Source organism: Streptomyces sp. H27-H1 (assembly GCF_026627445.1).
Taxonomy (GTDB): Bacteria; Actinomycetota; Actinomycetes; order Streptomycetales; family Streptomycetaceae; genus Streptomyces.
This window is the reverse complement of record NZ_JAPNLJ010000005.1, coordinates 255993-280848: the sequence shown is the minus strand read 5'-3', so window position 1 is coordinate 280848 and position 24856 is coordinate 255993. Positions and strand designations below refer to the sequence as shown.

At 72.7% G+C, this 24856-nt stretch carries 17 protein-coding genes; 11 read left to right on the top strand and 6 right to left on the bottom strand.

The annotated features are described in order from the left end of the window. Positions 1-86: 86 nt before the first annotated feature. The 3 genes from OTB20_RS07620 to OTB20_RS07610 all read right to left on the bottom strand — a co-directional run bounded on the left by OTB20_RS07620 (position 87) and on the right by OTB20_RS07610 (position 2395). Entirely contained in the window at positions 87-338 is a 252-nt protein-coding gene (locus OTB20_RS07620; RefSeq protein WP_267815814.1) for a hypothetical protein, read from the bottom strand. A 152-nt stretch (positions 339-490) separates the two neighbouring features. Then, entirely contained in the window at positions 491-1018 is a 528-nt protein-coding gene (locus tag OTB20_RS07615; protein WP_267815813.1) for a hypothetical protein, read from the bottom strand. A gap of 147 nt (positions 1019-1165) precedes the next feature. Next, positions 1166-2395: a nucleotide sugar dehydrogenase gene (locus tag OTB20_RS07610; protein ID WP_267815812.1), complete on the bottom strand. Its 1230-nt coding sequence runs from the start codon at positions 2393-2395 to the stop codon at positions 1166-1168. A 327-nt stretch (positions 2396-2722) separates the two neighbouring features. Here OTB20_RS07610 and OTB20_RS07605 point away from each other — a divergent pair, with 327 nt between their 5' ends. The 7 genes from OTB20_RS07605 to OTB20_RS07575 all read left to right on the top strand — a co-directional run bounded on the left by OTB20_RS07605 (position 2723) and on the right by OTB20_RS07575 (position 17872). Continuing rightward, on the top strand, positions 2723-4447 hold the full coding sequence (locus OTB20_RS07605; protein ID WP_267815811.1) for a glycerol-3-phosphate dehydrogenase/oxidase: 1725 nt from the start codon (positions 2723-2725) through the stop codon (positions 4445-4447). A 149-nt stretch (positions 4448-4596) separates the two neighbouring features. Further along, on the top strand, positions 4597-7335 hold the full coding sequence (locus tag OTB20_RS07600; RefSeq protein WP_267815810.1) for a protein kinase domain-containing protein: 2739 nt from the start codon (positions 4597-4599) through the stop codon (positions 7333-7335). Between the two features lie 117 nt (positions 7336-7452). Next, complete coding sequence (locus OTB20_RS07595) at positions 7453-10497, top strand: serine/threonine protein kinase (RefSeq protein ID WP_267815809.1); 3045 nt, start codon at positions 7453-7455, stop codon at positions 10495-10497. 117 nt (positions 10498-10614) lie between these two features. Further along, positions 10615-12372, top strand: a complete 1758-nt coding sequence (locus OTB20_RS07590) for a serine/threonine-protein kinase (protein WP_267815808.1) — start codon at positions 10615-10617, stop codon at positions 12370-12372. Between the two features lie 198 nt (positions 12373-12570). Further along, on the top strand, positions 12571-14199 hold the full coding sequence (locus OTB20_RS07585) for a succinic semialdehyde dehydrogenase (protein WP_267815807.1): 1629 nt from the start codon (positions 12571-12573) through the stop codon (positions 14197-14199). 26 nt (positions 14200-14225) lie between these two features. Beyond that, positions 14226-16034, top strand: a complete 1809-nt coding sequence (locus tag OTB20_RS07580; protein ID WP_324290345.1) for a GMC family oxidoreductase — start codon at positions 14226-14228, stop codon at positions 16032-16034. Positions 16035-16210: 176 nt separating this feature from the next. Beyond that, positions 16211-17872 (top strand): LPXTG cell wall anchor domain-containing protein, encoded by a 1662-nt coding sequence (locus OTB20_RS07575; protein ID WP_267815806.1) that lies wholly within the window; start codon positions 16211-16213, stop codon positions 17870-17872. Between the two features lie 315 nt (positions 17873-18187). Here the strand turns inward: OTB20_RS07575 and OTB20_RS07570 are convergent, their stop codons facing one another. Continuing rightward, a complete protein-coding gene (locus OTB20_RS07570) occupies positions 18188-18451 on the bottom strand; it encodes a chorismate mutase (RefSeq protein WP_267815805.1) in 264 nt (87 codons plus the stop codon). A gap of 295 nt (positions 18452-18746) precedes the next feature. Between OTB20_RS07570 and guaA the strand changes: the two genes are divergently transcribed. From guaA to OTB20_RS07550, 4 genes are all read left to right on the top strand, one after another. After that, positions 18747-20333, top strand: coding sequence for a glutamine-hydrolyzing GMP synthase (gene guaA, locus OTB20_RS07565; RefSeq protein WP_267751503.1), 1587 nt, complete (start codon positions 18747-18749; stop codon positions 20331-20333). 122 nt (positions 20334-20455) lie between these two features. Further along, positions 20456-21262: a class II aldolase/adducin family protein gene (locus OTB20_RS07560; RefSeq protein WP_267815804.1), complete on the top strand. Its 807-nt coding sequence runs from the start codon at positions 20456-20458 to the stop codon at positions 21260-21262. Positions 21263-21379: 117 nt separating this feature from the next. Beyond that, a complete protein-coding gene (locus OTB20_RS07555) occupies positions 21380-22621 on the top strand; it encodes a hypothetical protein (protein WP_420716347.1) in 1242 nt (413 codons plus the stop codon). Between the two features lie 78 nt (positions 22622-22699). Beyond that, the gene (locus OTB20_RS07550; RefSeq protein WP_267815864.1) at positions 22700-23173 is read left to right on the top strand and encodes a DoxX family protein; all 474 of its coding nucleotides are present in this window, start codon (positions 22700-22702) and stop codon (positions 23171-23173) included. On the opposite strand, the gene OTB20_RS07545 is transcribed toward OTB20_RS07550, so the two are convergent. Together OTB20_RS07545 and OTB20_RS07540 are read right to left on the bottom strand one after the other, a co-directional pair. Next, complete coding sequence (locus tag OTB20_RS07545) at positions 23119-23343, bottom strand: hypothetical protein (RefSeq protein ID WP_267751500.1); 225 nt, start codon at positions 23341-23343, stop codon at positions 23119-23121. The two genes, OTB20_RS07550 and OTB20_RS07545, sit on opposite strands and share 55 nt — an antisense overlap. Continuing rightward, positions 23330-24733 carry a PspC domain-containing protein gene (locus OTB20_RS07540; protein WP_267815802.1) on the bottom strand — a complete coding sequence of 468 codons (1404 nt, stop codon included), beginning with the start codon at positions 24731-24733 and terminating at the stop codon, positions 23330-23332. The genes OTB20_RS07545 and OTB20_RS07540 overlap by 14 nt, the downstream gene beginning before the upstream one ends. Positions 24734-24856 lie beyond the last annotated feature (123 nt).

Sequence of the window (24856 nt, the reverse complement as noted above, 5' to 3'; positions counted from 1 at the left end):
GTCCCGCGGGCGGCCGGGGGCCCCGGGGGGGGGAGCGGGGCCTCGGGCGCGTCCGGTCCGTTCGCGGCGGGAGGCGGGGCTGGGTGTCAGATCTTGCCCTTGGTCCGGCGGTTCACACAGATGCTCCACGGGACGAGGAAGACGCCGGCGACGAGCAGCCAGCGGAGCAGAAAGCGTCCCTCGTCCCCGGCGAGCTGGCCGTGCTCGTCGCCCAGGGCGGCGCCGAGCAGGATCACCGACCCACCGATGATCATCCCGGGGACACCGAGCACCCACAGCACGGCGGTGAACCAGGCGGCCGGGGGGTGGCGCGGGGGGCGGGGCTCGGGAGGGGACACGCGCGGATCATATGGCCGGGGACCTGGCGCAGGACAGGGGTTTCCGGCCACCGCGTGATCATGGACGTGTCTGCTCGCGGCCGCGCCGGAGACGGGTCGGCCCCGGAGTCCTGGGCGGAGTCCGGGGCCGGTGCTCGGGTGGAGCCGAGGGGTCAGGCGGCCTTGCGGGCCGACTGGAAGGCGGTGTAACCGCCGATGGCGAGGAAGAGGTACGTCATCGGGCCCGAGGTTTCCTTCCAGGCGTCGACGAGCAGGGAGAAGCCGAGGTTGAGCACGTCGAGGGTGCTCACGCCGAGCTCGTCCGCACCGATCATGGCGATGCCGAAGATCTGGCCCGCGAAGACGGCGGCCAGCGAGAGCAGGGCGCTGAGCACGGGCAGGAGCGGGTTGCCCCCGCCGAGCTTGCCGGCGGCGAAGCCCACAGCGGCGCCGACGGCGACGGCCGCGAAGCCGATCTGGTACTCGCTCAGGCCGATGATCGTGCCGTAGATGGCGGCGGTGACCAGGGCGGCGACCACGGCCGCGCCGATGCCGAGACCCACGTTGCCGGTGCGCGCTGGGGCCGGGGCCTGGGCCAGGAAGTCGGCGCCGGACGGGCCCGGGTAGCCGGCCGGGGTGGCGGTGGTGTCGGCCGCGGGCGTCGTGGAGTCGGGCGCGGGCTGCTGGAACTGCTGGCTCATGAAGAAATCCCCCCCAGGGATTTTTGGGCACACGGGACCCGCACGACTGACGTGGGTGTATGCGCGAGATAAGTCGCCGCAGGCTAGCAGCAGCCTGTGACATCCGTGGAGGGGATTCGGCCGGGCTCGCCGTGCGCGCGGGGCCGGCTACAGGCGGTGTGCGGCGCCCACCGGGCTGGCGCCCCGGGTGTCCAGCAGCAACTGGGCCTTCACCGCCAGGCCCTGCAGGTCGTAGGTGCGGTGGTGCTGGAGCAGGATCGTCAGATCGGCGTTGGCGGCGGCCTCGTACAACGATTCGGCACGGGGGACGGGCTGGTCCCTGACGCGCCATCCGGCGATGTACGGGTCGTGGTAGCTGATCAGCGCGCCGAGGTCGAGGAGGCGGCTGGCGATCTCGCGCGCCGGGGAGCCCTCCTGGTCGGCGAGGTCCGGTTTGTAGGTGACGCCCAGGAGGAGGACACGGGCGCCGCGGGCGGACTTGCCGTGCTCGTTGAGCAGGGCGGCGCTGCGCTGGATGACGTACTGCGGCATCCGGTCGTTGATCTCCTGCGCCAGACCGACCATGCGCAGCGGGTGGCCCGGGGTGCGGGTGGTGTGGGGGAGGTAGTTGGGGTCGAGGGGGACGCCGTGGCCGCCGACTCCGGGGCCGGGGCGGAAGGCCTGGAACCCGTACGGCTTGGTCTCGGCGCACCGGATGACGTCCCACAGGTCCACGCCGAGGTCGTGGCAGAGCACGGCCATCTCGTTCATGAGGGCGATGTTGACGTGCCGGTAGTTGGTTTCCAGGAGCTGTACGGTCTCGGCCTCGCGCAGGCCCCGAGCGCGCACCACCTTCTCGGTGAGGCGGGCGTAGAAGCCGTGCGCGGACTCGGTGCAGGCGGGGGTGAGGCCGCCGATGACCTTGGGGGTGTTGGCGATGCCGTGCGTGCGGTTGCCGGGGTCCAGGCGGCTGGGGGAGTAGGCCAGGTGGAAGTCCCGGCCTGCGCGGAGCCCGGAGCCCGATTCGAGGATCGGGCGCAGGTAGTCCTCGGTGACGCCCGGGTGGGCCGCCGATTCGAGGATGACGGTGGTGTGCGGGCGCAGCCGGGCGGCGAGCGTGCGGCCCGCCTCGCCGACCGCGGACAGGTCGAGTGCGCGGTCCGCGCCGAGCTGGGTGGGGGCGCAGATGACGGCGGTGCGGACCCTGCCGAGTTCGGCGGGGTTGGTGGTGACCCGGAAGCCGGCCGCCGACATGCGGCGGACCTCGGCGGCTGTGAGGGTGGAGTCCGTCGCCGGACCGCTGTCGTAGCCGACCGTCTCGATCCCGGCGGCCACGGCTGCCTGGGCGAGCGGGAGGCCGAGATGGCCGAGTCCGATGACGGCGAGATCTGCGGGCATGGGGGTGCCGTCCCTTCCCTTCCCTGACATGCATGAGGGGGCGGAGCGCGCAAGTCCTGTGGATGCGGAGAGCTGGCGCAATGTCAGACTAGGCGTATATATGACAGATATGTCGTATTCGGGGGTTTTGGACACCGCCGTGTTATCCACAGGCGGTGGCTGATGTGGATGCGGCCGGTCAGAATCATGAACGGGCGATGTGAGCGGGATCACCCACACCAGGTGGGATGGCCGCACAGGGCGCACGGGGCGACCCGCGTCAACGGGAGGCAGGCAGCCGTGAGGACTGGGACTGGGGCAGGGACGGGCGCAGCGGCGGGTTCGGGCATGGGGACGGGGGGAGGTGGTGGGCGGGCCGCGCTGGGGCCGGTGCAGCGCGCCGAGGCGCTGGCCGGGATGGCCGAGCGGGAACTGGACGTGCTGGTGGTCGGAGCGGGTGTCGTGGGCGCCGGTACCGCCCTCGACGCGGTGACCAGAGGCCTGGCGACCGGGCTGGTGGAGGCTAGGGACTGGGCTTCGGGCACCTCCAGCCGTTCCAGCAAGCTCATCCACGGCGGGCTCAGATACCTGGAGATGCTCGACTTCGCCCTCGTGCGCGAGGCGCTGAAGGAGCGCGGCCTGCTGCTGGGGCGGCTCGCGCCACACCTGGTGAAGCCGGTGCCGTTCCTCTACCCGCTGCAGCACAAGGGGTGGGAGCGGTTCTACGCCGGTTCCGGCGTCGCGCTCTACGACGCCATGTCGCTCTCCAGCGGGCACGGGCGAGGGCTGCCGACGCACCGCCACCTCTCCCGCAAGCGCGCCCTGCGGATCGCGCCGGCGCTGCGCAAGGACGCGCTGGTGGGCGCCCTGCAGTACTACGACGCCCAGATGGACGACGCGCGGTACGTGGCGACGCTGGTCCGGACGGCCGCTGCGTACGGGGCGCAGTGCGCCAACAGGGCGAGGGTCGTCGGCTTCCTGCGGGAGGGCGAGCGGGTCGTCGGCGCGCGGGTGCAGGACGTGGAGGGCGGCGGGGAGTACGAGATCCGCGCGAAGCAGATCGTGAACGCCACGGGGGTCTGGACGGATGACACCCAGGCGCTGATCGGGGAGCGCGGGCAGTTCCACGTGCGGGCGTCGAAAGGCATCCACCTCGTCGTCCCGAAGGACCGCATCCACTCCTCGACCGGGCTGATCCTGCGGACCGAGAAGTCGGTGCTGTTCGTCATCCCGTGGGGCCGGCACTGGATCGTGGGCACCACGGACACCGACTGGGACCTGGACAAGGCGCACCCCGCGGCGTCGCGCGCGGACATCGACTACCTGCTGGAGCACGTGAACTCGGTGCTGGCCGTCCCGCTCACCCGGGACGACGTCCAGGGGGTCTACGCCGGGCTGCGGCCGCTGCTGGCCGGGGAGTCGGACGCGACGAGCAAGCTTTCGCGCGAGCACACGGTGGCGCACCCGGTGCCGGGGCTGGTGGTGGTCGCCGGCGGGAAGTACACGACGTACCGGGTGATGGCCAAGGACGCGGTGGACGAGGCGGTGCACGGCCTGGACCAGCGGGTCGCGCCCTGCGTGACGGAGGACGTTCCGCTGGTCGGGGCCGAGGGGTACCGGGCCCTGTGGAACGGCCGGGCGCGGATCGCCGCGCGGACGGGGCTCCATGTGGTCCGCGTGGAGCACCTCTTGAACCGGTACGGATCGCTGACGGAGGAACTGCTGTCGCTGATCGCGGAAGACCCTTCGCTCGGGGAGCCGCTGACGGGCGCCGACGACTACCTCCGCGCCGAAGTGGTCTACGCGGCCTCGCACGAGGGGGCGCGGCACCTGGACGACGTGCTGACCAGGCGGACGCGGATCTCGATCGAGACCTTCGACCGGGGCACCAGATCGGCGCGGGAATGTGCGGAGTTGATGGCTCCGGTTCTTGGATGGGACGAGCAGCAGATCGAGAAGGAAGTGGAGCACTACGAGAAGAGGGTCCAGGCGGAGCGGGAATCGCAGCGGCAGCCCGACGACCAGACCGCGGACGCCGCGAGGCTGGGGGCGCCGGATATCGTCCCGTTGTAACTCCGCGACGTCGAGGACGGAACCGCGGACCCGGGGCTCCCGTCCGTTGCGGAGTAAGGGACAATGTGGGTTCTGCCGGGGCGGGTTACCGGGCACCCCGGCCGCTGCCAGGGCAACCGGAGCAGGCGGCACGAACGCAGAGGGGACGAATGTCGAAGCCGGAGCACACCGAGTCGTCGGAGCCGTCTGTCGGGACGGGATCGCCGGTGCCTCCGGCGGAGCCCCCGACGGACCCGAAGTCTCCTGCCGAGACGCCGGCGGCGGGAGCCGCGAAGCCCGCCGCGGACGGGGCCTCGAAGGCCGCGCCCGCCGGGGCGAAGCGTGCTGCGGCCAGGCCCGCGAAGCCCGCGGGTTCCGCGGCGGAGCCGGCTGCGGGGAAGCCCGCCGCGCGCAAGCCCGCGGCGAAGCCTGCTGCGGCGAAGGCAGCCGGTGCGGCTGAGCCCGAGGACGCCAAGCCCGCTGGTGCGGAGCCGGAGCCGGCGGACGCGAAGCCTGCCGCTGCGAAGGCCGAGCGCGTGGATGCGGAGCCTGCCGGTGCAAAGGCTGCCGGTGGGGCGGAGTCCGAGGACGCGAAGCCTGCCGGTGTGAAGGCTGAGCCCGAGGACGCGAAGCCCGTCGGTGTGAAGGCTGAGCCCGAGGACGCGAAGCCTGCCGGTGTGAAGGCTGAGTCCGAGGACGCGAAGCCTGCCGGTGTGAAGGCTGAGCCCGAGGACGCGAAGCCCGTCGGTGTGAAGGCTGAGCCCGAGGACGCGAAGCCTGCCGGTGTGAAGGCTGAGCCCGAGGACGCGAAGCCTGCCGGTGTGAAGGCTGAGCCCGAGGACGCGAAGCCCGTCCGTGCGAAGGCCGAGTTGCGGAAGGGCGCTGCCGGGCGGGCGGACGGTGGGGCCGAGGGCGTGAAGCCCATCGCGGTGAGCAAGGCCGACGAGGTGGCCGCAGCTGTCAAGGCCGCCGCCGCCAAGGCGGTGGCGGGCGCCGAGGACGAGGGGCGGCTGCTCGCGGGCCGGTACCGGCTCGGGGGCGTTCTCGGCAAGGGCGGCATGGGCACCGTCTGGCGCGCCGAGGACGAGACCCTCGGCCGGACCGTCGCCGTCAAGGAGCTCCGCTTCGGCAGCGGCGTCGACGATGACGAGAAGCGCCGCCTCATCACCCGCACCCTCCGCGAGGCGAAGGCCATCGCCCGGATCCGGAGCGGCGGCGCGGTGACCGTCTACGACGTCGTCGACGAAGACGGCCGGCCGTGGATCGTCATGGAGCTCATCGAGGGCCCCTCGCTCGCGGAGTTCATCCGCGAAAGCGGCCCGTTGTCCCCCCGCCGCGCCGCGGAAGTCGGCCTCGCCGTGCTCGACGTACTGCGTGCCGCCCACCGCCAGGGCATCCTGCACCGGGACGTGAAGCCCTCCAACGTGCTCCTCGCCGACCACGGCAACGGCCGCGTGGTCCTCACCGACTTCGGCATCGCCCAGGTCGAGGGCGACCCCTCCGTCACTTCCACCGGCATGCTCGTCGGCGCCCCCTCGTACATTTCGCCCGAGCGGGCCCGAGGCCAGCGACCCGGCCCGCCGGCCGACATGTGGTCGCTCGGCGGCCTGCTGTACGCCGCCGTCGAGGGGGTTCCCCCCTACGACAAGGGGTCGGCGCTCGCGACGCTCACCGCCGTGATGACCGAGCCCGTCGAACCGCCCAAGAACGCCGGCCCGCTGACCGAGGTCATCTACGGCCTCCTCGTCAAGGACCCCGCCCACCGGCTCGACGACGACCGTGCGCGGGCGCTGCTCACCGCCGTGATCGACGCGCCCGAGCCGCCGGCCCCCGTAGCCGCCCCGAGCGCCGAGGAAACCCGGCAGATATCACTCGCCGAGGCCCAGGACGCCGCCGACAAGGCGGCCGCCGACAAGGCGGCCAAGGCCGCCGAGAAGGTGGAGAAGAAGGAACGTGAGCGCCGTGAGCGCGAGCAGCGCGAGCGCGCCCGGCTTGCGTTGAAGTCGGCCCGCACGGCGGCGGCCGCCCGCGCCGCCGCCGCGGCCGCCGCCACGGCTTCGGCCGCGACCGCCGCCGAAGCCCCGTCGCCGCGCTCCGCGCCCGTCGCGGCCCCGCTCACCGACGTCGTGCCGCGCCGCACCATCGCGCTCGCGATAGCCGGAGTGGTCGTGGCGCTCGTCGTCATCGGCTCGCTGGTCGCGTACGCCGTCAGCGGCGACGACGACAAGGACGGTGCCCCGCAGGACGGCAAGGGTGGCAAGGGCGGCAGCCATTCCGCCGCATCGAGCCCCGGACCCGGTTCCTCGCCCTCGGCTACTCCGTCGCCCTCACCGAAGGCCGGCGAGCCGTCCACCGGGGGCGCCGGTTCGCCGGATCCCGGCCAGTCGCAGGGCTCCGGAACCAATCCCGGCCAGGGTGAGGGTTCCACACCCGGGGGCGCCCTGCCCGGGCTCCCGCCCGGGTACGTCCAGATCAACGACCCGAAGTTCCACTTCGCGATGGGCATGCCCGAAGGCTTCGAGCAGACCGACACGATAGGGAAGGATGACGGGGTCATCTACAGCCGCGACGGCGGCTTCCCGCGCATCCAGATCGACTTCAACAGCAAGCCGCGCGACGACGCCCGCGCCGCCTGGCTGGAGCTGGCCCCGGTCGTGGCGGGCAACAGCAAGAACTACAAGCTGCTGCGGCTCGAACCGGTCGAGTACCGCGGGTACCCGACCGTCGCCGACTGGGAGTTCGAGCGGGACCAGCGGGGCGTGCGGGTCCGGGTGCTCGACCGCGGGTTCAGGATGGACGCGAAGCACGGCTACGCCATCATGATCACCTGCCTCGCGGACCAGTGGGACGCGGCGGAGTGCACGCAGTTGCGCACCACGGCGTTCGACACCTTCCAGCCACTGGGCTGACCCGCGTCCCGAGCGGGCTCGGGTCAGCCTCGCCAGGGCCGGGACGCGGGCGCCCTGGGCGTCGTATCGTGTCAGGGGGGCCTGGGGGACGGGCCCACAGCTCTCGGGGGAGGCGATGTGGAGGACTACGCGGGCCGGATCCTGGCCGAGCGCTACCGTCTGCCGCTGCCGCCGTCCGATGCCTACGAACTGATCGAGACCCGGGCCTTCGACACGCGCAGCGGCCAGGAAGTCCTCGTACGGCAGGTGCCGTTGCCGGAGGTCGTCGACGCGGAGCTGCTCGACGGCACGCGCGGTGGCCCGTCCGCCGCCGGGGGCCGGGGGGTTCCTCCCGGCGAACTGCCCGCGGTGCGCAGGGCGATCGAGGCGGCGCAGGCGGCGGCGTCCGTGCCGGACCATCCGCGGCTGGACCAGGTCTTCGACGTGTTCGCGGAGGGCGGGTCGCTGTGGATAGTGAGCGAACTCGTACCGGCCAGACCGCTGGCGGCGCTGATCGCGGACGAGCCGCTGAGCCCGTACCGGGCGGCGGAGGTGGCTGCGGACGTGCTGACCGCGCTGCGGGTGCTGCACGCGCACGGGTGGACGCACCGCAACATCACCATGCGGACGGTACTGATCTGCGAGGACGGCAGGGTCGTCCTGACGGGGCTGGCCGCGGGAGCCGCGGAGGACGCCCTGTGCGGGTACGACCCGGTCCCTCCGCAGGACGGGACGGTCCACTCCGCCGCGGGGTCGGCCGGATGGCCGGTCCCGGGGGGTGCGCCGGCAACCGGTCGCTCCGGCGCCCCTGAGGGCGGCAGGGGGATCGGAGCGGGCCCCGTAGCGCTGCCGGGTGCACCGGCTGGTGGTGCCGGGTTCGCCACGGAGCCCGTGACCGGCGGCGGGTACGGCGGCGGTGGGTACGGCGGCGGTCCGGGAGCGGACGCCGGGTACGGGGCCGAGCGCGGGGGCGACTCCGCGGACGCGGCCGGGCTGGCCGGCGGAGCCGGTGCCGGAACGGCCGCGCAGCAGGGGGCCGGGAGCGTGCAGGAGTATGCGCCGTTGGTGGCTCCGGGGTACGACACCGGGCCGCGCTACCGGGATCAGATAAGCCCCACCGCCCCCGGTGCTCCCGGCACTCCCAGCCTTCCCAGCGCCTCCGGAGCCCCCGGCACTCCCAGTGCCCCCGGCATTCCCAGTGCCTCCGCAAGCCCCGGCGACCGGCCCGATCTGACGGCCGCCGCGCGGGCCGGGGCCATTGCCGCGTACCGGGCCGGGGCTCAGGCCGCCGCGCGGATCACAGAGCAGCGCAAGGCCGGGTCGGAACCCGCGCCGGAGCAGGAGCCGGGGTCGGCGGTGGAGCCGAGGCCGGCGGGGTCGAAGCTGCCGCAGGGGTACTCGTACCCGTACGGCGGCCCCGGCAGCGGCGCAACCTGGCACGGCGCCACCCCGCGCCGCCAGGCCCTGCCGCCGGCCGAACCGGAGCCGCCGGCCCGCGCCGCGCTGCCGGCGCAACTCGCCCTTCCCCAGGGCTACCACCAGGCGGAAACCCCGGGCGGCGGCACACCCCGGTCCTCCGACGACGGCCAGGGCGCGACCACCGCCCCGCAGCAGCCCGCTGCGCCGGGACCCGCACAGCCTGGCGGGATGCCCTCCGGCAACGGCTACCGCAACGACAGCGGCTACGACAACAGCTACGGCCGAGGTCAGGCCCCCGGGCCGGCGGCGCCGACCCAGGCGCGTCCGCAGGACGGTACGGGGCATCGGGCGGTTCCCGGGCCGGAGTACGGGCGGCCCGGCTACGGGCAGCCCGCGCCGGGGCCGGAGCGCCCGGAGCCTGCGGGCTTCGGCCAGGCCGTTGCGCGGGGTGGCTCCGGTTACGGGCAGCAGCCCCCGCTCGGCCCGGACCGCTCCAACGCCGACGGGTACGGCCAGGGCCGCCCCGGCGCCGGCGCGCCCGGTTGGGGGAGCGGGCCCCGGAGCGGGCTCGATGCCGAGCGGGCCCGGCAGACGCGGATGGCCGTGGTGGGGGCCGTCACCGAGAGGTGGGCTCCCGAGCAGGCGCAGGCCGTGCACGGGCCGTGGCAGTTGGCCGCGCCCGTCGGGCCGGCCACCGACCTCTGGGGGCTCGGCGCGCTGCTGTACCGGGCCGTACAGGGCCATGCGCCCTACCCCGAGGACAGCGTCGCCGAGCTCGTCGAGATGGTCTGCGCCGAGCCCCCCGCCTTCGCCGAGGAGTGCGGCCCGCTGCGCCCGATCGTGGAGTCCCTGCTGCGGCAGGACCCGACCGAGCGACCCGACTTCGAGGAGCTCCGCGGCTGGCTGCGCTCCCTCGTGCGGTCCGCCCCGGAACCCGACGGCGGCGTCGCCATGCTGCTCCCGGCGGCCGAACCGGATCCGGCCCGGTTGCCCGTCGTACGGCGGCGGGCCGACCTGCACGGCCGCCACCGCAGCGCCGAACACCCCCGCAAGTCGCGCTCGCTGGGGCGCTCCCTGCTGCTCGGGATCCTCGTCCTGCTCTCGGGGGCCGTGGCCTACGCCCTGTTCTTCATGCCCCGCTCCGCGGATACGCAGGGCGGGCAGAAGGCCGCCGGAATGAAGCCGCCCGCCGCGACGCAGTCGCACGGCCGCAGCCCCGGCCCGAGCCCGAAGCCGAGCGGGTCCGGTCAGGCCCCGAGCCCCTCCGCCACCCCTCCCGCCTCCAAGCCCGCTCCGCAGACCAACACCCCGGCTCCGGAGGGGTACACGGCCCAGCAGGACGCCGAGCACTTCGCGATCAACGTTCCGAACGGCTGGGAGCGCCGCGGAATGAACGAGTCCGGTCAGGTCCGCTACACGGAGGGGGACTTCGCGCTGACCGTCGTCCCCGGCCGGGACAAGGTCGCGGGCAACCCCGACCCGGCCACCTACCAGAAGGACAAGGAGCCCGAACTGGCTCCGTACCGCTCCTCCACCTGGTCCAGCGTCGGCGACATCAAGTCCACCAAGGTCGGCAACCAGCTCCGCGTCACAGGCCGGTACACCTGGATCGACGGCAACGGCCGTTCCGTCGTGGCCCGCAACTTCGTCGTCGCGCTCGGAGGTTCGTACCACATCGTCCTCGTCACCGGTCCGCTCGACCAGGAGGGCAAGGTCACCGAGACCTTCGAGCAGGCGACGAGCAGCTACAAGAGCGGCGGCTGACGAGGTATCAGTACGGCGATTGCGTCACAGTGCGGCCCAACCACCTCCGAGAGGTTCCACCGTTGCCCGCGATCTCCGTAGTCTGACCGGAAGTGCACAGAGCGGCGGCGGGGATTCGTGGAACAGCAGACAGGTGCGGGTGCGGGTGCGGTGCTCGCGGGCCGGTACCGGCTCGTGGAGCCCATCGGCAGGGGCGGCATGGGCAAGGTGTGGCGCGCGCACGATGAGCTGCTGCACAGGACGGTCGCCGTCAAGGAACTGACGGCGGGGCTGTACGTCGCCCAGGCCGACCGGGACGTCCTGCACGCCCGGACGCAGAAGGAGGCCCGGGCCGCGGCCCGGATCCAGCATCCGGCGGTCGTCACCGTCCACGACGTACTGGAACACGACGACCGGCCCTGGATCGTCATGGAGTACATCGACGGTCCCTCCCTCGCGGACGCGGCGAAGGCGGCCGGCCGGATCGAACCCCGCGAGGCGGCCCGGATCGGGCTGCACGTGCTCGGCGCGCTGCGTGCCGCGCACGCGGTCGGCGTACTGCACCGGGACGTGAAACCGGGCAACGTCATGCTCGCCAAGGACGGGCGGGTGATGCTCGCCGACTTCGGCATCGCCGCGATCGAGGGCGACTCCTCCATCACGCGTACCGGTGAACTCGTCGGCTCCATCGACTACCTGGCACCCGAACGGGTCACCGGCGGGTCACCCGACCCGGCTTCCGACCTGTGGGCCCTCGGCGCGACCCTTTACACGGCCGTCGAGGCCCGCTCGCCGTTCCGCCGCACCTCGCCCATCTCCAGCCTCCAGGCCGTGGTGAACGAGGAGCCGCCCGCCCCGACCCACGCGGGCGCGCTGGCCCCGGTCATCATCGCGCTGCTGCGCAAGGACCCGGCGAAGCGGCCGTCGGCCGTCGAGGCCGAGCAGATGCTGATGCAGGCGATGGAGGGCCGGGAGCCGAAGTCGGCGCAGGCGTACGTACCCACGCGCGCGCTGGGCTCCGAGGAGCTGGGCGCCGCACGGAACGAGCTGCCGGACACGGACACGGCCACGCTGCCCGCGGAGCAGGGGCAGGTGCAAGGGCAGGGGCAGAGGCAGGCGCAGGGCTACGGGCCGCCGCGGGGTCGGGGCGAGGAGCCGCGGCCGGATCCGGCGTTCACCACGCGGTCCGAGGCCGGACCCGGCGGACCCGGCGACCCGGGCCGCCGGGACACCGGCGCCCCCGGCCGCATCAGGCGTGCGGCGGCCGTCGCCGTGGTGGCGGCGCTGCTCGGCGGCGGCGGGGTGTTCGGGATCCTGAAGTACACCGGTGACTCGAACACGGACGGCGCGGTCCCGGGCCGGACGGCCGGCGCGCTCGACACGTCGCCCGAGGGCTCGACCGGCGTCGGGGCCGCCAAGGGCCAGGCGGAGGAGTCCCCGCCGGCGGGCTGGCAGAAGGTGGTCGACAAGGAGGGCTTCACCCTCTTCGTCCCGGACGGCTGGACGCGCCGGGTGGACGGGTCGCAGATCGACTACACGCGGGACGGCGGCAAGCACTTCATCCGGCTCGCGGTGGACAGGAAGCCGATGTTCGAGAACCCGTACGCGCACCTGCTGGACCTGGAGAAGCAGGTCGAGAAGCGCTCCGACTACGTGCGCGAGACACTGCACCCGAACACGTTCCGGGGGCAGGTCAAGGCCGCCCTGTGGACGTTCGCCTGGACGGAGAAGAGCGGGGCGTTCACCGGACCCCGGCGGGCCATCGAGCAGATGTACTACGCGCCGGACGGCACCGAGTACGCGGTGTACATGTCGGGTCCGGCCGTGGACTGGGAGAAGACCCGGGCGCAGTTCGACATCGTGCTCAGCGGCTGGAAGCCGGCCCCGGCCCGCTGAGACCGCGACCCCAGCCAAGCCGAAGCCGAAGCCGAAGCCGAAGCTGAAGCCGAAGCCGAAGCGCGGGCCCCCGCCGGCCCCCGGGCGCCTCCCGGCGCCCGGTTTCACGCCATCCCGCCAGCGATCACTGGCAGAAATGGCAAAATCCGGTTACCGGCGGGTACCCAAAGCGCCCCCGGGCGCAATACGCTCACGGCCATGACGGACACGCAGGCCCCGGCCCCCCTCCGCAACGCCCCGCAGCCCACCAACCCGGTCGCCCCCGCCCCGGCCGGCGCCCGGAGCGCCGCCGACGTGGTGACCCCCGAACTGGTCGCCCGTCTGACCCGCGGAGTGGTCGGTTCCGGCCGCACCGCCAACCACAGCCCCTTCACCGGGGACCGCCTCGCGGAGCTCCCCGAAGCCACCCCCGAGGACGTGGCCGCCGCCTTCGGCGCGGCCCGCGCCGCGCAGCCCGCCTGGGCCGCGGTGCCCGTCCGCGCACGGGCCGCCGTACTGCTGCGCTTCCACGACCTGGTCCTGGCCCGGCAGACCGAGGTGCTCGACCTCATCCAGCTGGAGACGGGCAAGGCCCGCCTGCACGCCCACGAGGAGGTCCAGGCCGTCTCGATCGCCGCCCGGCACTACGGCCGCAAGGCACCCTCGTACCTGCGCCCCAAGGGCCACACCGGCGCCATGCCCACGCTCACCAAGGTCACCGAGCTGCGCCAGCCGCGCGGGGTCATCGGCCAGATCGCCCCCTGGAACTACCCCCTCGAACTGTCCATCGGCGACGCCCTGCCCGCCTTCGCCGCGGGCAACGCCGTCGTGATGAAGCCCGACACCGAGACCGCGCTCACCGCCCTGTGGGCCCGCGATCTGATGATCGAGGCGGGCCTGCCCGCCGAGGTGTTCCAGATCGTCCTCGGAGAGGGCCCGGTCGTCGGCCCCGAAGTGGTCCGGCACGCCGACTACGTTTCGTTCACCGGCTCCACGCGTACCGGCCGCGAGGTCGCCCAGGGCGCGGCCGCCCGCCTGGTCGGGGTCTCCCTCGAGCTCGGTGGCAAGAACGCCATGCTCGTCCTGCGCGACGCCGACGTGGAGAAGGCCGCCGCCGGCGCCGTCCGCGCCTGCTTCTCCTCCGCCGGCCAGCTCTGCATCTCCATCGAGCGGCTGTACGTCCACGCGTCCATCGCCGACGAGTTCGTCGCCCGGTTCGCCGCCCGTACGAAGGCCATGCGCCTCGGTTCCTCCCTCGCCTACGGCGCGGACATGGGGTCCCTGGCCGGCGAACGCCAGCTGGCGGCCGTACAGCGGCACGTGGACGATGCCGTGGACAAGGGCGCCACCCTCGTCACCGGCGGCGTCGCCCGTCCCGACATCGGCCCGCTCTTCTACGAGCCGACCATCCTCGACGGAGTCGAGACCGCGATGGCGGTGTGCGGGGAGGAGACCTTCGGCCCGGTCGTCTCCATCTACCGGTTCACCGACGAGGACGACGTCATCGAGGAGGCCAACGGCACCTCCTACGGCCTGAACTCCAGCGTGTGGACGAAGGACGCGCGCCGCGGCCACGCCGTCTCGGCCCGCCTGCGCACCGGCACCGTCAACATCAACGAGGGGTACGCCCCGGCCTACGGCAGCGCCCAGGCGCCCATGGGCGGCATGAAGGAGTCCGGCCTCGGCCGCCGCCACGGCTCCGAGGGCATCCTCAAGTACACCGAGGCCCAGACCGTCGCCCACCAGCGGCTGCTGCCGATGGCTCCGTCGCTCGGGATGGACGACGAGAAGTACGCGGCGTTCATGACCCGCAGCCTCAAGGTCATGAAGGCCTTCCGGCTCCGCTAGGCCGTCTCAGCACCAGTACGTTCCCCATGGGAGGCACCGCAGTGTCGTACGACTACGACGTCATAGTCATCGGATCGGGCTTCGGAGGGTCGGTCTCGGCGCTGCGGCTCACCGAGAAGGGGTACCGGGTCGGCGTCCTGGAGGCAGGACGCCGCTTCACCCGCGAGAGCCTGCCCAAGAACAGCTGGGACCTGCGCAACTACCTGTGGGCCCCGGCCCTCGGGCTGTACGGGATCCAGCGCATCCACCTCCTCGGCAACGTGATGGTCCTCGCGGGCGCCGGGGTCGGCGGCGGCTCCCTCAACTACGCCAACACCCTCTACGTACCCCCCGCCGCCTTCTTCGAGGACCGGCAGTGGGCGTCCATCACGGACTGGCAGGCCGAGCTGGCCCCCTACTACGACCAGGCCAAGCGGATGCTGGGGGTACGGCTCAACCCGACGACGACCCCCTCCGACGTCCACCTCAAGGCGGCCGCCGCCAAGATGGGCGTCGCCGACTCCTTCCACATGGCCCCGGTCGGCGTCTTCTTCGGAGACGGCGACGACGCCGAGGGCCAGCCGAAGGTCCGCCCCGGTGACGAGGTCGCCGACCCGTACTTCGGCGGCGCCGGCCCCGCCCGCAAGGCCTGCACCGAGTGCGGCGAGTGCATGACCGGCTGCCGGCACGGCGCGAAGAACACCCTGGGCGAGAACTACCTGCACCTCGCGGAGCGGGCCGGCGCCGTCATCCACCCCATGACCACCGTCACCGCCCTTTCCGAGGACCCCGACGGCGGCTACCGCGTCCGCACCGTCCCCACCCGGGGCCGCCGCCGCGCCGAGGCCAAGGTGCTGCGCGCCCGCTACGTGGTCGTCGCGGCGGGCACGTACGGCACCCAGACCCTGCTGCACACGATGAAGGACCTCGGCGAACTGCCCCGCCTCTCGGAAAGGCTCGGCGAGCTGACCCGGACCAACTCCGAAGGCCTCGTAGGCGCGCAGACCGACGACCGCCGCTACCGCAAGCGGCAGGGCGCGGGCCCCGGCAAGGAACAGCGCGCCGACTTCACGCGGGGCGTGGCCATCACCTCCTCGGTGCACCCCAACGCCGATACGCACATCGAGCCGGTGCGCTACGGCAAGGGCTCCAACGCCATGGGGTTCATGACGATCCTCCAGGTCCCCTACTCCGGGCACCGGGTCCGGGCCTGGTTCGGGCGCAGTGCCCGCCACCCCGTGCAGCTGCTGCGCTCGCTGTCCAACCGGCGCTGGTCGGAGCGGACCATCATCGGCCTGGTCATGCAGTCCCTCGACAACTCCCTGACCACCTACCGCAAGCCCGGCGGCATCGGGAAGGGCCTGCTCACCGCCCGCCAGGGCCACGGCGCACCCAACCCCGTACAGATCGCGGAGGCCACGCGGGCGGCGACCCTGCTGGCCGAGGAGATCAACGGGTTCCCGGGCAGCAACGTCGGCGAGCTGATGGGCACCCCGCTGACGGCGCACTTCCTCGGCGGCTGCCCGATCGGCGCCTCGCCGCAGGAGGGGGTGGTCGACCCGTACCACCGGCTCTACGGGCACCCGGGCATCTCGGTGGTGGACGGCTCGGCGGTCTCCGCGAACCTCGGGGTCAACCCGTCGCTGACGATCACCGCGCAAGCGGAGCGGGCGATGTCCTACTGGCCGAACAACGGCGAGCGTGATCCGCGTCCGGAGCAAGGGGCGGCCTACACCCGCCTGGCGGCGGTGGAACCGGTCCGTCCGGCGGTGCCGAAGGAGGCCTTCGGGGCGCTGCGACTGCCGTTCCTGGCGGTACCGGAGGTTCCGCGGCGCACGGCGCCACCCGCCGAATAGCCGACGAACGACTTCGGTGGGCACCGCACTCCCCCTCCGAGCGCGGTACCCACCGAGGTACATGGGAGACCGGTGTGCGGGCCCGATGGTTGTACCGGAATCCGAGAATGTGGATGTGGTGTGCGTCACAGGGTGAGTGGTACAACCGGACAGGGCCTTCGCTGGTCAGGACCGGTATGAAAAAGCGCATCTCCCTGCTGGCGGCAACCGGCTTGGTGGCCGTCGGTCTGGCCGCCACCCCCGCGCACGCCGCGGATCCGGTGTTCACGCTCACCAGCCCGGCGGAGATCGGCCTGCACCCGCACCCCGGGCAGGACGGCCGGCCGCAGACGACCACGGTCGACTTCCGCGTCGAGAACGAGACCGGGAGCGTCTTCGACCGGCAGAGCACCTACACGATCGACCTGGGCGCCCTCAAGGGCGTCGTCGACGTGAAGCTCAACCAGGACCAGGCCGGGGACTGCTCCCTCGCCGCGACGACGGTCACCTGCAAGGACTGGGCGATCTGGACGCACGGGAGCGGGGTCGTGTCCCTGGACCTTGCCGCCGCCAAGGGCAGTAAGACCGGCGCGGTCGTCGACCTGACGATGACCGGCGCGGCAGAGGGCGCCACCTTCAAGCCCACCACGACCAAGGTCGAGGTCGGCGGGCCGGACCTGGTGATGGAGAAGGCCGCCCTCAAGGCGAAACTGACCCCGGGCCAGTCGCAGCCGCTTCCGATCGTCTTCGGCAACACGGGCACCGAGTCCGTCGACGGCGTGGCGCTGGAACTGCAGACCACGCACGGCATGGGCCTGGTCGAGGAGTACGACAACTGTGCCTACAGCGAGGACGACAGTGCCGGCCAGCCCTGGAACGTGGGCTGGGGCACGACGGTCTGCACCTTCGACAACGTGGTCAAGCCCGGCGAGGTCTATGAGATCGCCGACGCGCTGACCCTCGAGGCCGCTCCGCACGCCTTCATCGAGGGACTGCTCTACGGGGTGCACCAGGCCGGCGACCAGCCGAAGTCCACGCTGAAGTTCACCACGCCCCGTACGGGCAAGAAGCTGGGCCTCAAGGCACGCTCGGCCAAGGCCGCGCCGAACGCGGCGGACCTGGACCCGTGGAACAACCAGCACGAGTTCGACTTCGCGGTGAAGAACACCGCCGACCTGGTGAGCTCTGCCTCCTCCGCCGAGGGCAAGGCGGGCGAGACGGTCAAGGTGGAGCTCGGCTTCCGCAACGACGGTCCGGCCTGGGTCGCCTACCTCCGCTCGGGCGAGGACGTGGCCATGGCGGACATCGTGATCCCGGCCGGTGCGAAGGTCACCAAGGCTCCGGAGATCTGCAGGGCCACCACGGCCGATGGCGGCTACCGCGAGAAGCACTTGGGTGCCCCGCGCTACTTCTGCCCGACCACGCACGTCATCGGCGAAAAGCAGAAGTTCGGCTTCCCGTTCGAGCTGAAGATCGAGAAGGTCGTGGTGGACGCCACCGGCTCCGTCTCGGTCGGCGCCTGGTCCCCCGAGGGTGCCACGCCGCCCAGCTGGGACCCGAAGCACGCCAACAACAAGGCCGCCTTCGTGATCAACGGCAAGGGCGTCACGCCGACCCCGGCTCCGACCGCCGCGAGCCCCACGCCGACGGCTCCCACGAGCCCGACTGCCACGCCGGGTACGAGCACCACTCCGAGCCCGAGCCCGAGCGCCAGTACCGGTAACGGCAAGACGCCGAGCGGCGGCCTCGCCGAGACCGGCTCCACCGCCGGGCCGGTCCTGATCGCCGGGGCGATGCTCGTGGCCGCCGGCGGCGCTGTGTTCCTGGTGTTCCGCCGACGGGCCACCGGCCGCGCGTAACGGCGCAGGTCTGTGACGGGGAAACAGAAGAACGGCCGGTCCGGGGCGTCCCCCGGGCCGGCCGTCTTGTGTGGTGACCGGGCTGCTGTCCCCTGCCGTCCGGTCACATGAAGGAGCGAGGTCCCACGACGCACGCCCCGCAGAGGGGTGCGTCTCATCGCTCCAGCCAAGCCACGCGTGGTGCTGCGGTTCCGCACCTGGCTGGCACGGTCATCCGCATCAACGAAGGGTGCTGGGGGCGGTCACGGTCCGGACGGGTGACGAACAGGCGTCACGGCCACCGGCCGGGCCGCCGCCGCAGGCCCCGTACCGCCGTCACACCCGGCCCCGGCACAGCTCCAGCAGGATCATGGCGAGCGTGGTGCCGGGCTTGCCGAGGGCGTCGCTCCAGTGCCCCAGGACCTCCATCTCCCGGGACAGGTGCACCCGGCGCCCGCCCGAGCCGATCCGGGCCTCCTGGATGACGGTCGAGACGGCCATCCGCTCCTGGATCAGACCGATGATCCGGTCGTCGAGGGAGTCGATCCGCTCGCGGGAGTCGGCGATCAGCTGCTCGGGGGTGGTGGTGATCGTGGTCATGGCGGGTCTCCTGTCGATGGGGTCCGACCGGAGCGGGAACGCCAGAGCGCCCCGGTCCTGTCGGACCGGGGCGCTCTGGGAAGTCAGTGGCTCAAGCGAGCATCACGATGACCCATGGCGACCGGACCGGCCGGTGCCATAGGTAAAGAGGAAGCTCAGCTGCTTGCGCATGGAGGGATTATTACCCTCTGTCCCGCTCCGTGCCAAGCCGGTTCGGACAGTGAGACAAAGAGGGCTGTCCGTCCCCCGTTAGAATCGACAAAACAACCCCCTCTTCCGCCGGAAGGCCTGCCCCGTGCCAGAAGCCACCTTCGCCACCCACGACAGCGCTCCGGACACGGTGCTCGTCGTCGACTTCGGCGCCCAGTACGCGCAGCTCATCGCCCGCCGCGTCCGCGAGGCACGGGTCTACTCCGAGATCGTGCCCGCCACGATGCCCGTGGCCGAGATGCTCGCCAAGAACCCCAAGGCGATCATCCTCTCCGGCGGCCCGTCCTCCGTGTACGCGGAAGGGGCGCCCCAGCTCGACCGCGCGCTCTTCGAGGCCGGCGTTCCCGTCTTCGGCATGTGCTACGGCTTCCAGCTGATGGCGGTCACCCTCGGCGGCACCGTCGACAACACCGGCTCGCGCGAGTACGGCCGCACCCCGCTGGCCGTCTCCAAGGCCGGATCCACCCTCTTCGAGGGCACCCCCGAGAACCAGTCGGTGTGGATGTCCCACGGCGACGCCTGCTCCGCCGCCCCCGAGGGCTTCACCGTCACCGCGTCGACCGACGTCGTCCCGGTCGCGGCCTTCGAGAACGACGAGAAGAAGCTCTACGGCGTGCAGTACCACCCCGAGGTGATGCACTCCACGCACGGCCAGCAGATCCTGGAGCACTTCCTCTACCGGGGTGCGGGCCTGCAGCCCACCTGGACCACCGGCAACATCGTCGAGGAGCAGGTCGCGGCCATCCGCGAGCAGGTCGGCGACAAGCGCGCCATCTGCGGTCTGTCCGGCGGCGTGGACTCCGCGGTCGCCGCGGCCCTCGTGCAGAAGGCCATCGGCTCCCAGCTGACCTGCGTGTACGTGGACCACGGTCTGATGCGCAAGGGCGAGACCGAGCAGGTCGAGAAGGACTTCGTCGCCGCCACCGGCGTGCAGCTGAAGGTCGTCGACGCGCAGGAGCGCTTCCTGAACGCGCTGGCCGGGGTCTCCGACCCGGAGACCAAGCGCAAGATCATCGGACGCGAGTTCATCCGCGTCTTCGAGGCGGCGCAGCTGGAGATCCTCCAGGAGGACGGCCCGGCGGTGGCCTTCCTGGTCCAGGGCACCCTGTACCCGGACGTCGTCGAGTCCGGCGGCGGCACCGGCACCGCCAACATCAAGTCCCACCACAACGTGGGCGGGCTCCCCGACGACATCGAGTTCGAGCTCGTCGAGCCGCTGCGCCAGCTGTTCAAGGACGAGGTCCGGATGGTCGGCCAGGAGCTCGGCCTGCCCGCCGAGATCGTCCAGCGCCAGCCGTTCCCCGGCCCCGGCCTCGGCATCCGCATCGTCGGCGAGGTCACCAAGGAGCGCCTGGACCTGCTCCGCGAGGCCGACGCCATCGCCCGCCACGAGCTCACGGCGGCCGGCCTGGACCGCGAGATCTGGCAGTGCCCGGTCGTCCTGCTCGCCGATGTCCGCAGCGTCGGCGTCCAGGGTGACGGCCGTACGTACGGCCACCCGATCGTGCTGCGCCCCGTCTCCTCCGAGGACGCGATGACCGCGGACTGGACGCGCATGCCGTACGAGGTGCTCGCGCGGATCTCCACCCGCATCACCAACGAGGTGCCGGACGTCAACCGTGTGGTCCTGGACTGCACGAGCAAGCCCCCGGGCACCATCGAGTGGGAGTAGTCCCGCCCGACCGCCGTACGTGACGAGGCCGCCGCTCCCGCGCAGGGAGCGGCGGCCTCGCCGCGTGTATGGCCTCTTCGGCCGGTCGCCGGTACTTTGCGCCGCGACCTTGAAGGAGGGCCATGTCCGAGCAGCCGGCACGCACACGCGCACTCGTACCCGCACCCCCGCCCGTACCCGTCGAGCGGCTGGGCTTCGAGATGCCGCCGGTGTTCGCGACCGCCGGGGAGGAGCGCGCGCACCGCAAGGAACGGCTCGCCGGGGTACTGCGGCTGCTGGGGCGGCTCGGGTACGAGGACGGGGTGGGCGGGCACGTCACCGCCCGGGACCCGGAGTTCGAGGACTGCTACTGGGTGAACCCCTTCGGCCGGGCCTTCGGCGCGATCGGCCCCGACGACCTGCTGCTGGTCGACGGGGAGGGGCGGGTCCGGCAGGGGGAGCGCCGGGTCAACCAGCTGGCCTTCGCCGTGCACGCGGCCGTCCACCGGGCCCGGCCCGCCGTGGTGGCGGTCGTCCGCACGCAGGCCCCGTACGGCAGGGCGCTCGCCGCGCTCGGCGAACTGATCGCCCCCGTCACCCAGGAGGCCTGCGCCTTCTACGAGGACCACGCACTGCTCGACGCGTTCTTGGGCGGCGATGCCGCGGGCGGCGCGGACGCCGAACGGATCGCGGGCGCGCTCGGACCCTACAAGGCGCTGGTCCTGCGCAACCGAGGGCTGCTGACGGTCGGCGACTCGGTGGAGGCCGCCGCCTGGTGGTTCATCGCCGCGGAGCGGGCCGCGCAGGTCCAGCTGATCGCGCGGGCGGCCGGGAAAGCGGTGCTCATCAGCCACCACAGCGCGCTCGCGACCCGGGAGCGGTTCGGGTCCGATCTGGCGGCCTGGGTGAACTGCCAGCCGCTGCTGGAAGGTGTGGCGTCAACATCATGAACGGTTAATCACCTGCTCTGACATCGTGCGCAATCCGGAACACTGCCGCAGTGGTGCACAATTCGCTGGCATTGCACCGTAGTTCAGAGAGGCGGCACGTTCGTGGCTGTCCAAGAGATGTCCAGAGGTACCCATACCGCAGCTTGTACCTGCGAGGACTGCGCACGGGAGGGGCACCGACGCGCGGTCGCCGCGTTCCTGGAGAAGCGCGATGAGTTCGCCTCCGGCCAGGGGGTGCCGGCCGCAGTGGCCCACTCCCTCGGCGCCTCCCGCCAGTGGGTTTCCGACGAGCTGACCCTGTCGGCCCGGACGGTCGCCGACCGGGGCCGGGAGGCGGGCACCTCCTGGCTCTACCTGTTCTCCCGGCGGGCGGTCCTCGCCGTGTGGATCGCCGCGGGAGTGCTGCTGGTGGTCCAGGTCGCCGCCGCCCTCGGCACCGGCTGGTCCACGGCGCGCACCGCCGGGCTGCTGGCCGCACTCGTGCTGGCCGCCCTGCTGACGGTGGCGGCCCGCGCGCAGACGCTCCGGGGCGGACTGCTGGCCCCGCTCGTCGGCGAGGACAACCGGCTGTCCACCTCGAAGACGGTACCGAGCGCCTGGCTGGTGCTCACCGCCTTCGCGACGCTGCTGCCCGCGCTGCGTCTCGCCGCCTCCTCGCCCGGACCGCAGCGCCAGGCGCTGTACGAGGGGCTCGCGCTCGACCGGGCGCTGCCGCTGCTGGCGGTCCTCGGGCTGACTTCGGCGGTCGCGGTGCTGGTCCGCCGGGTGGTCTCCGTACGGATCATGGGGCAGCGGCTGCAGAAGCTGCCGGCCGACCGGCCGACCGGGGCCGACCTGCTCACGGACGACGCGGGCCGGGGCTCCTTCCCGGACGCCCAGTACGTGCTGGTCTCCACGGTGGTGCTGGGCTTCGCGGCGGTCTCGCTGGCCCGGTTCCCGGACCGGCTGCCGCGGCTGCCGTGGGCCCTGGCGCTGCTGGTGGCCCTGTCGGCGGCCGTGTACCTGGCGGCGAAGTACGCGGAGGGCAGCCGGCCGCTCGTGCTGTCGGTGGTGCGCAGACGCGAGCCCGGGGATCTGGACGCGGCGATCCGCCCCGGGGACGACATCGAGATCCGCGGAGTCGGCTTCGTCCCGCCCGGGGCTCAGACGCCGGAGATGCTGGCCCGACTGGTGGTCCGGGTGGGTGTCATCCATGTGCACGTACCGCTGGTCCCGGTGGCGGGCGGCTTCACCAACCCCTCCGACGCCGTACTGACCGTGCCGGTCCCGGCGGAAGTGGAACCGGGGCGCATCGAGATCCAGGTCGTCACCGCCGCGGGGGTGGAATCCAACCGGTGCACCATCGACGTGGCGGAGTGAAGCGGGTACACATGTCGCGTGATCCGAACTGACGTCCCCTCCGCCGCCCCCGCCGACGAGCCCTCAGGTCCGCGTGACCTGGGCGGCCTGCGCGCCCTCGCCGCCCGCCACGCGCTGCTGCCCCTGCGGATCTTCCTCGGCGTTACCTTCGTCTACGCGGGCCTGGACAAGCTGACCGACTCCGCGTTCCTCTCCGCCACCGGCGACGGCTCCATCGGCGATCTGATGCGGGGGGTGCGCGACACCTCGGCGATCCCGGCCCTGGTGGACCTGTCCCTGAAGGCACCCGTCGGCTTCGCCGTCGCCCTGGCCATCGGGGAACTCCTGGTCGGCCTGGGAGTCCTGGCCGGACTCCTGACCCGGATCGCGTCCGTCGGCGGGGCCCTGATCTCGCTCAGCCTGTGGCTCACCGTGTCCTGGGCGGTGACCCCCTACTACTACGGCAACGACCTGATCTACCTCGTGGCCTGGACCCCGCTGGTCCTCGCAGGGGCGCCCTACCTCTCGCTGGACTCGCTGATCCGCTCGCGCCGGTCGCGGCGCACGGCGTAGGTCACCAGCCCGGTGACGGCGGCGAAGGCGAGGCCGCCCGCCGTCATCAGGAGGACGAAGAACCAGGGCGGATCGGCCTGGCCGTCCGCGGCGAGGAGATAGAGCACCCCGGCAGCCAGCAGGACCAGTCCCGCGATCAGCCGTCCCGGCTGGAACTCATGACGCCGCACGAGCCACCTCCACCTGTCCCACACCCGTGCTCAGGTGCAATTCGATCGTGCCGCCCGCTTCGGTGCCCGGGGAGGGCTGCAGGGTCTCGGTCCGGGTCTCGCCGCCGTCCTTGATGCGTATCGAACCCCGGGGGTCGCCGGGCATCTGGATGTCTCCCAGCCGGACCTCGGCCTCGGTCGGCGCGGTGACCTCCCTCGGCAGGATCACCTTGAGCCGTCCCGCCTCGATCCGTGCGTGGACGGGCAGGGTGGTGCCCTTGGGCACGTCCAGTCGGCTCAGGTCCAAGGTGGCCACCGCGGTGTCCGCCGTGTACTGCGGCCGTACGTCGGCCACCGCGGCCGGCCGCCAGACGATCTCCTGCCAGTGGGTTCCGATCTCCTTGGGCAGCGCGACCGCCCCGGCCAGCAGTCCGGCCGTGATCACCGAGAGCAGTACGGTGCCGAAGCCGGTGCGGCCCTTGACCGAACTCACCGCGAGCCCCAGGCCGAAGACGGCGAGGGCGGCGGCGAAGCCGACCTGCAGCGCGTGGCTCAGGGTGCTGCCTTCCCAGACCGAGGCGGTGGAGAGGACCCCGGCCAGCAGGGCCAGCACGAACACCCGGCCGCCGATCCCGCCCCGCGGCTCCCTACGGACCCGCTTCCCCGACTCCGGGGCCCCGGCCTGGTCCCGGCCGGGGCCGGCGGGCACCGAGTCGTCGGGGCCCCACAGGTACCCGGTCGAGCCGACCGGGCCCGTGGTGCCGTCCTTGACCAGCGGGTCCCGCCACCAGGACGGCCCGCCGGGCGTCGGCGGCGCCTGCGTCTCGGGCGGCGCCGGACTGTGCGCCGTACGGTGCCCGGTGCGGGTCGCCGCCGGGTATACGAACTCCGCGCCCGGCGAGGCCTTCTCCTCGGGGGCGCCGGCGGCAGCGCTCCGCCGTCGCTGCGACCAGTACGCCGCGCCGCCCAGCGCCAGGACCACCAGGACGGAGAAGACCGCCAGCCCGCCGTTGTCCAGCATCGACAGGAACAGGGCGCAGCCCACCAGCGCGGCGAAGACCGCCGCCAGCGTCGCCCCCTCGACCCGGCCCGTCAGCAGCTTCTTCACCTCGCTGTCGTCCTCGCCCTCCTGGGGAAGCAGCAGCCACGCGAAGCCGTAGAAGATCAGACCGACGCCGCCGGTGACGGTCAGGACGCCGAGCACGATCCGGAAGATCAGCGGGTCGAGATCGAAGTACCGTCCCAGGCCGCCGCACACGCCCGCGAGCACCTTGTCGCGCTTGGCGCGGCGCAGGGGAGGGCGCTCGGCGAGCGGCGGCCCGGAGCCGGTGCTCGTGCCGGCCGCACTCGCGCCGGCCGCACTCGGGCCGGCTCCTGCGTCCGGCGGCGGGGAATCGTGTACTTCGGTCATGCCTACATGGTGGGGGTCCGCCGGCGCCGCGGGCATCCGGATCTACCCTGGCGCAACCCTGATATCCCCCCGAGAGAACTGGGGGGCTGCCCTGATGTCCCGGGCACCGGGGGCGTGTGACCA

Coding starts and splice junctions, on each gene's coding strand:
- OTB20_RS07580 (WP_324290345.1), top strand. CDS start 14,226: ATGGGAGGCACCGCAGTGTCGTACGACTACGACGTCATAGTCATCGGA.
- OTB20_RS07575 (WP_267815806.1), top strand. CDS start 16,211: ATGAAAAAGCGCATCTCCCTGCTGGCGGCAACCGGCTTGGTGGCCGTC.
- OTB20_RS07585 (WP_267815807.1), top strand. CDS start 12,571: ATGACGGACACGCAGGCCCCGGCCCCCCTCCGCAACGCCCCGCAGCCC.
- OTB20_RS07540 (WP_267815802.1), bottom strand. CDS start 24,733: ATGACCGAAGTACACGATTCCCCGCCGCCGGACGCAGGAGCCGGCCCG.
- OTB20_RS07560 (WP_267815804.1), top strand. CDS start 20,456: ATGTCCGAGCAGCCGGCACGCACACGCGCACTCGTACCCGCACCCCCG.
- OTB20_RS07605 (WP_267815811.1), top strand. CDS start 2,723: ATGGGGACGGGGGGAGGTGGTGGGCGGGCCGCGCTGGGGCCGGTGCAG.
- OTB20_RS07570 (WP_267815805.1), bottom strand. CDS start 18,451: ATGACCACGATCACCACCACCCCCGAGCAGCTGATCGCCGACTCCCGC.
- OTB20_RS07600 (WP_267815810.1), top strand. CDS start 4,597: ATGTCGAAGCCGGAGCACACCGAGTCGTCGGAGCCGTCTGTCGGGACG.
- OTB20_RS07615 (WP_267815813.1), bottom strand. CDS start 1,018: ATGAGCCAGCAGTTCCAGCAGCCCGCGCCCGACTCCACGACGCCCGCG.
- OTB20_RS07555 (WP_420716347.1), top strand. CDS start 21,380: ATGTCCAGAGGTACCCATACCGCAGCTTGTACCTGCGAGGACTGCGCA.
- OTB20_RS07610 (WP_267815812.1), bottom strand. CDS start 2,395: ATGCCCGCAGATCTCGCCGTCATCGGACTCGGCCATCTCGGCCTCCCG.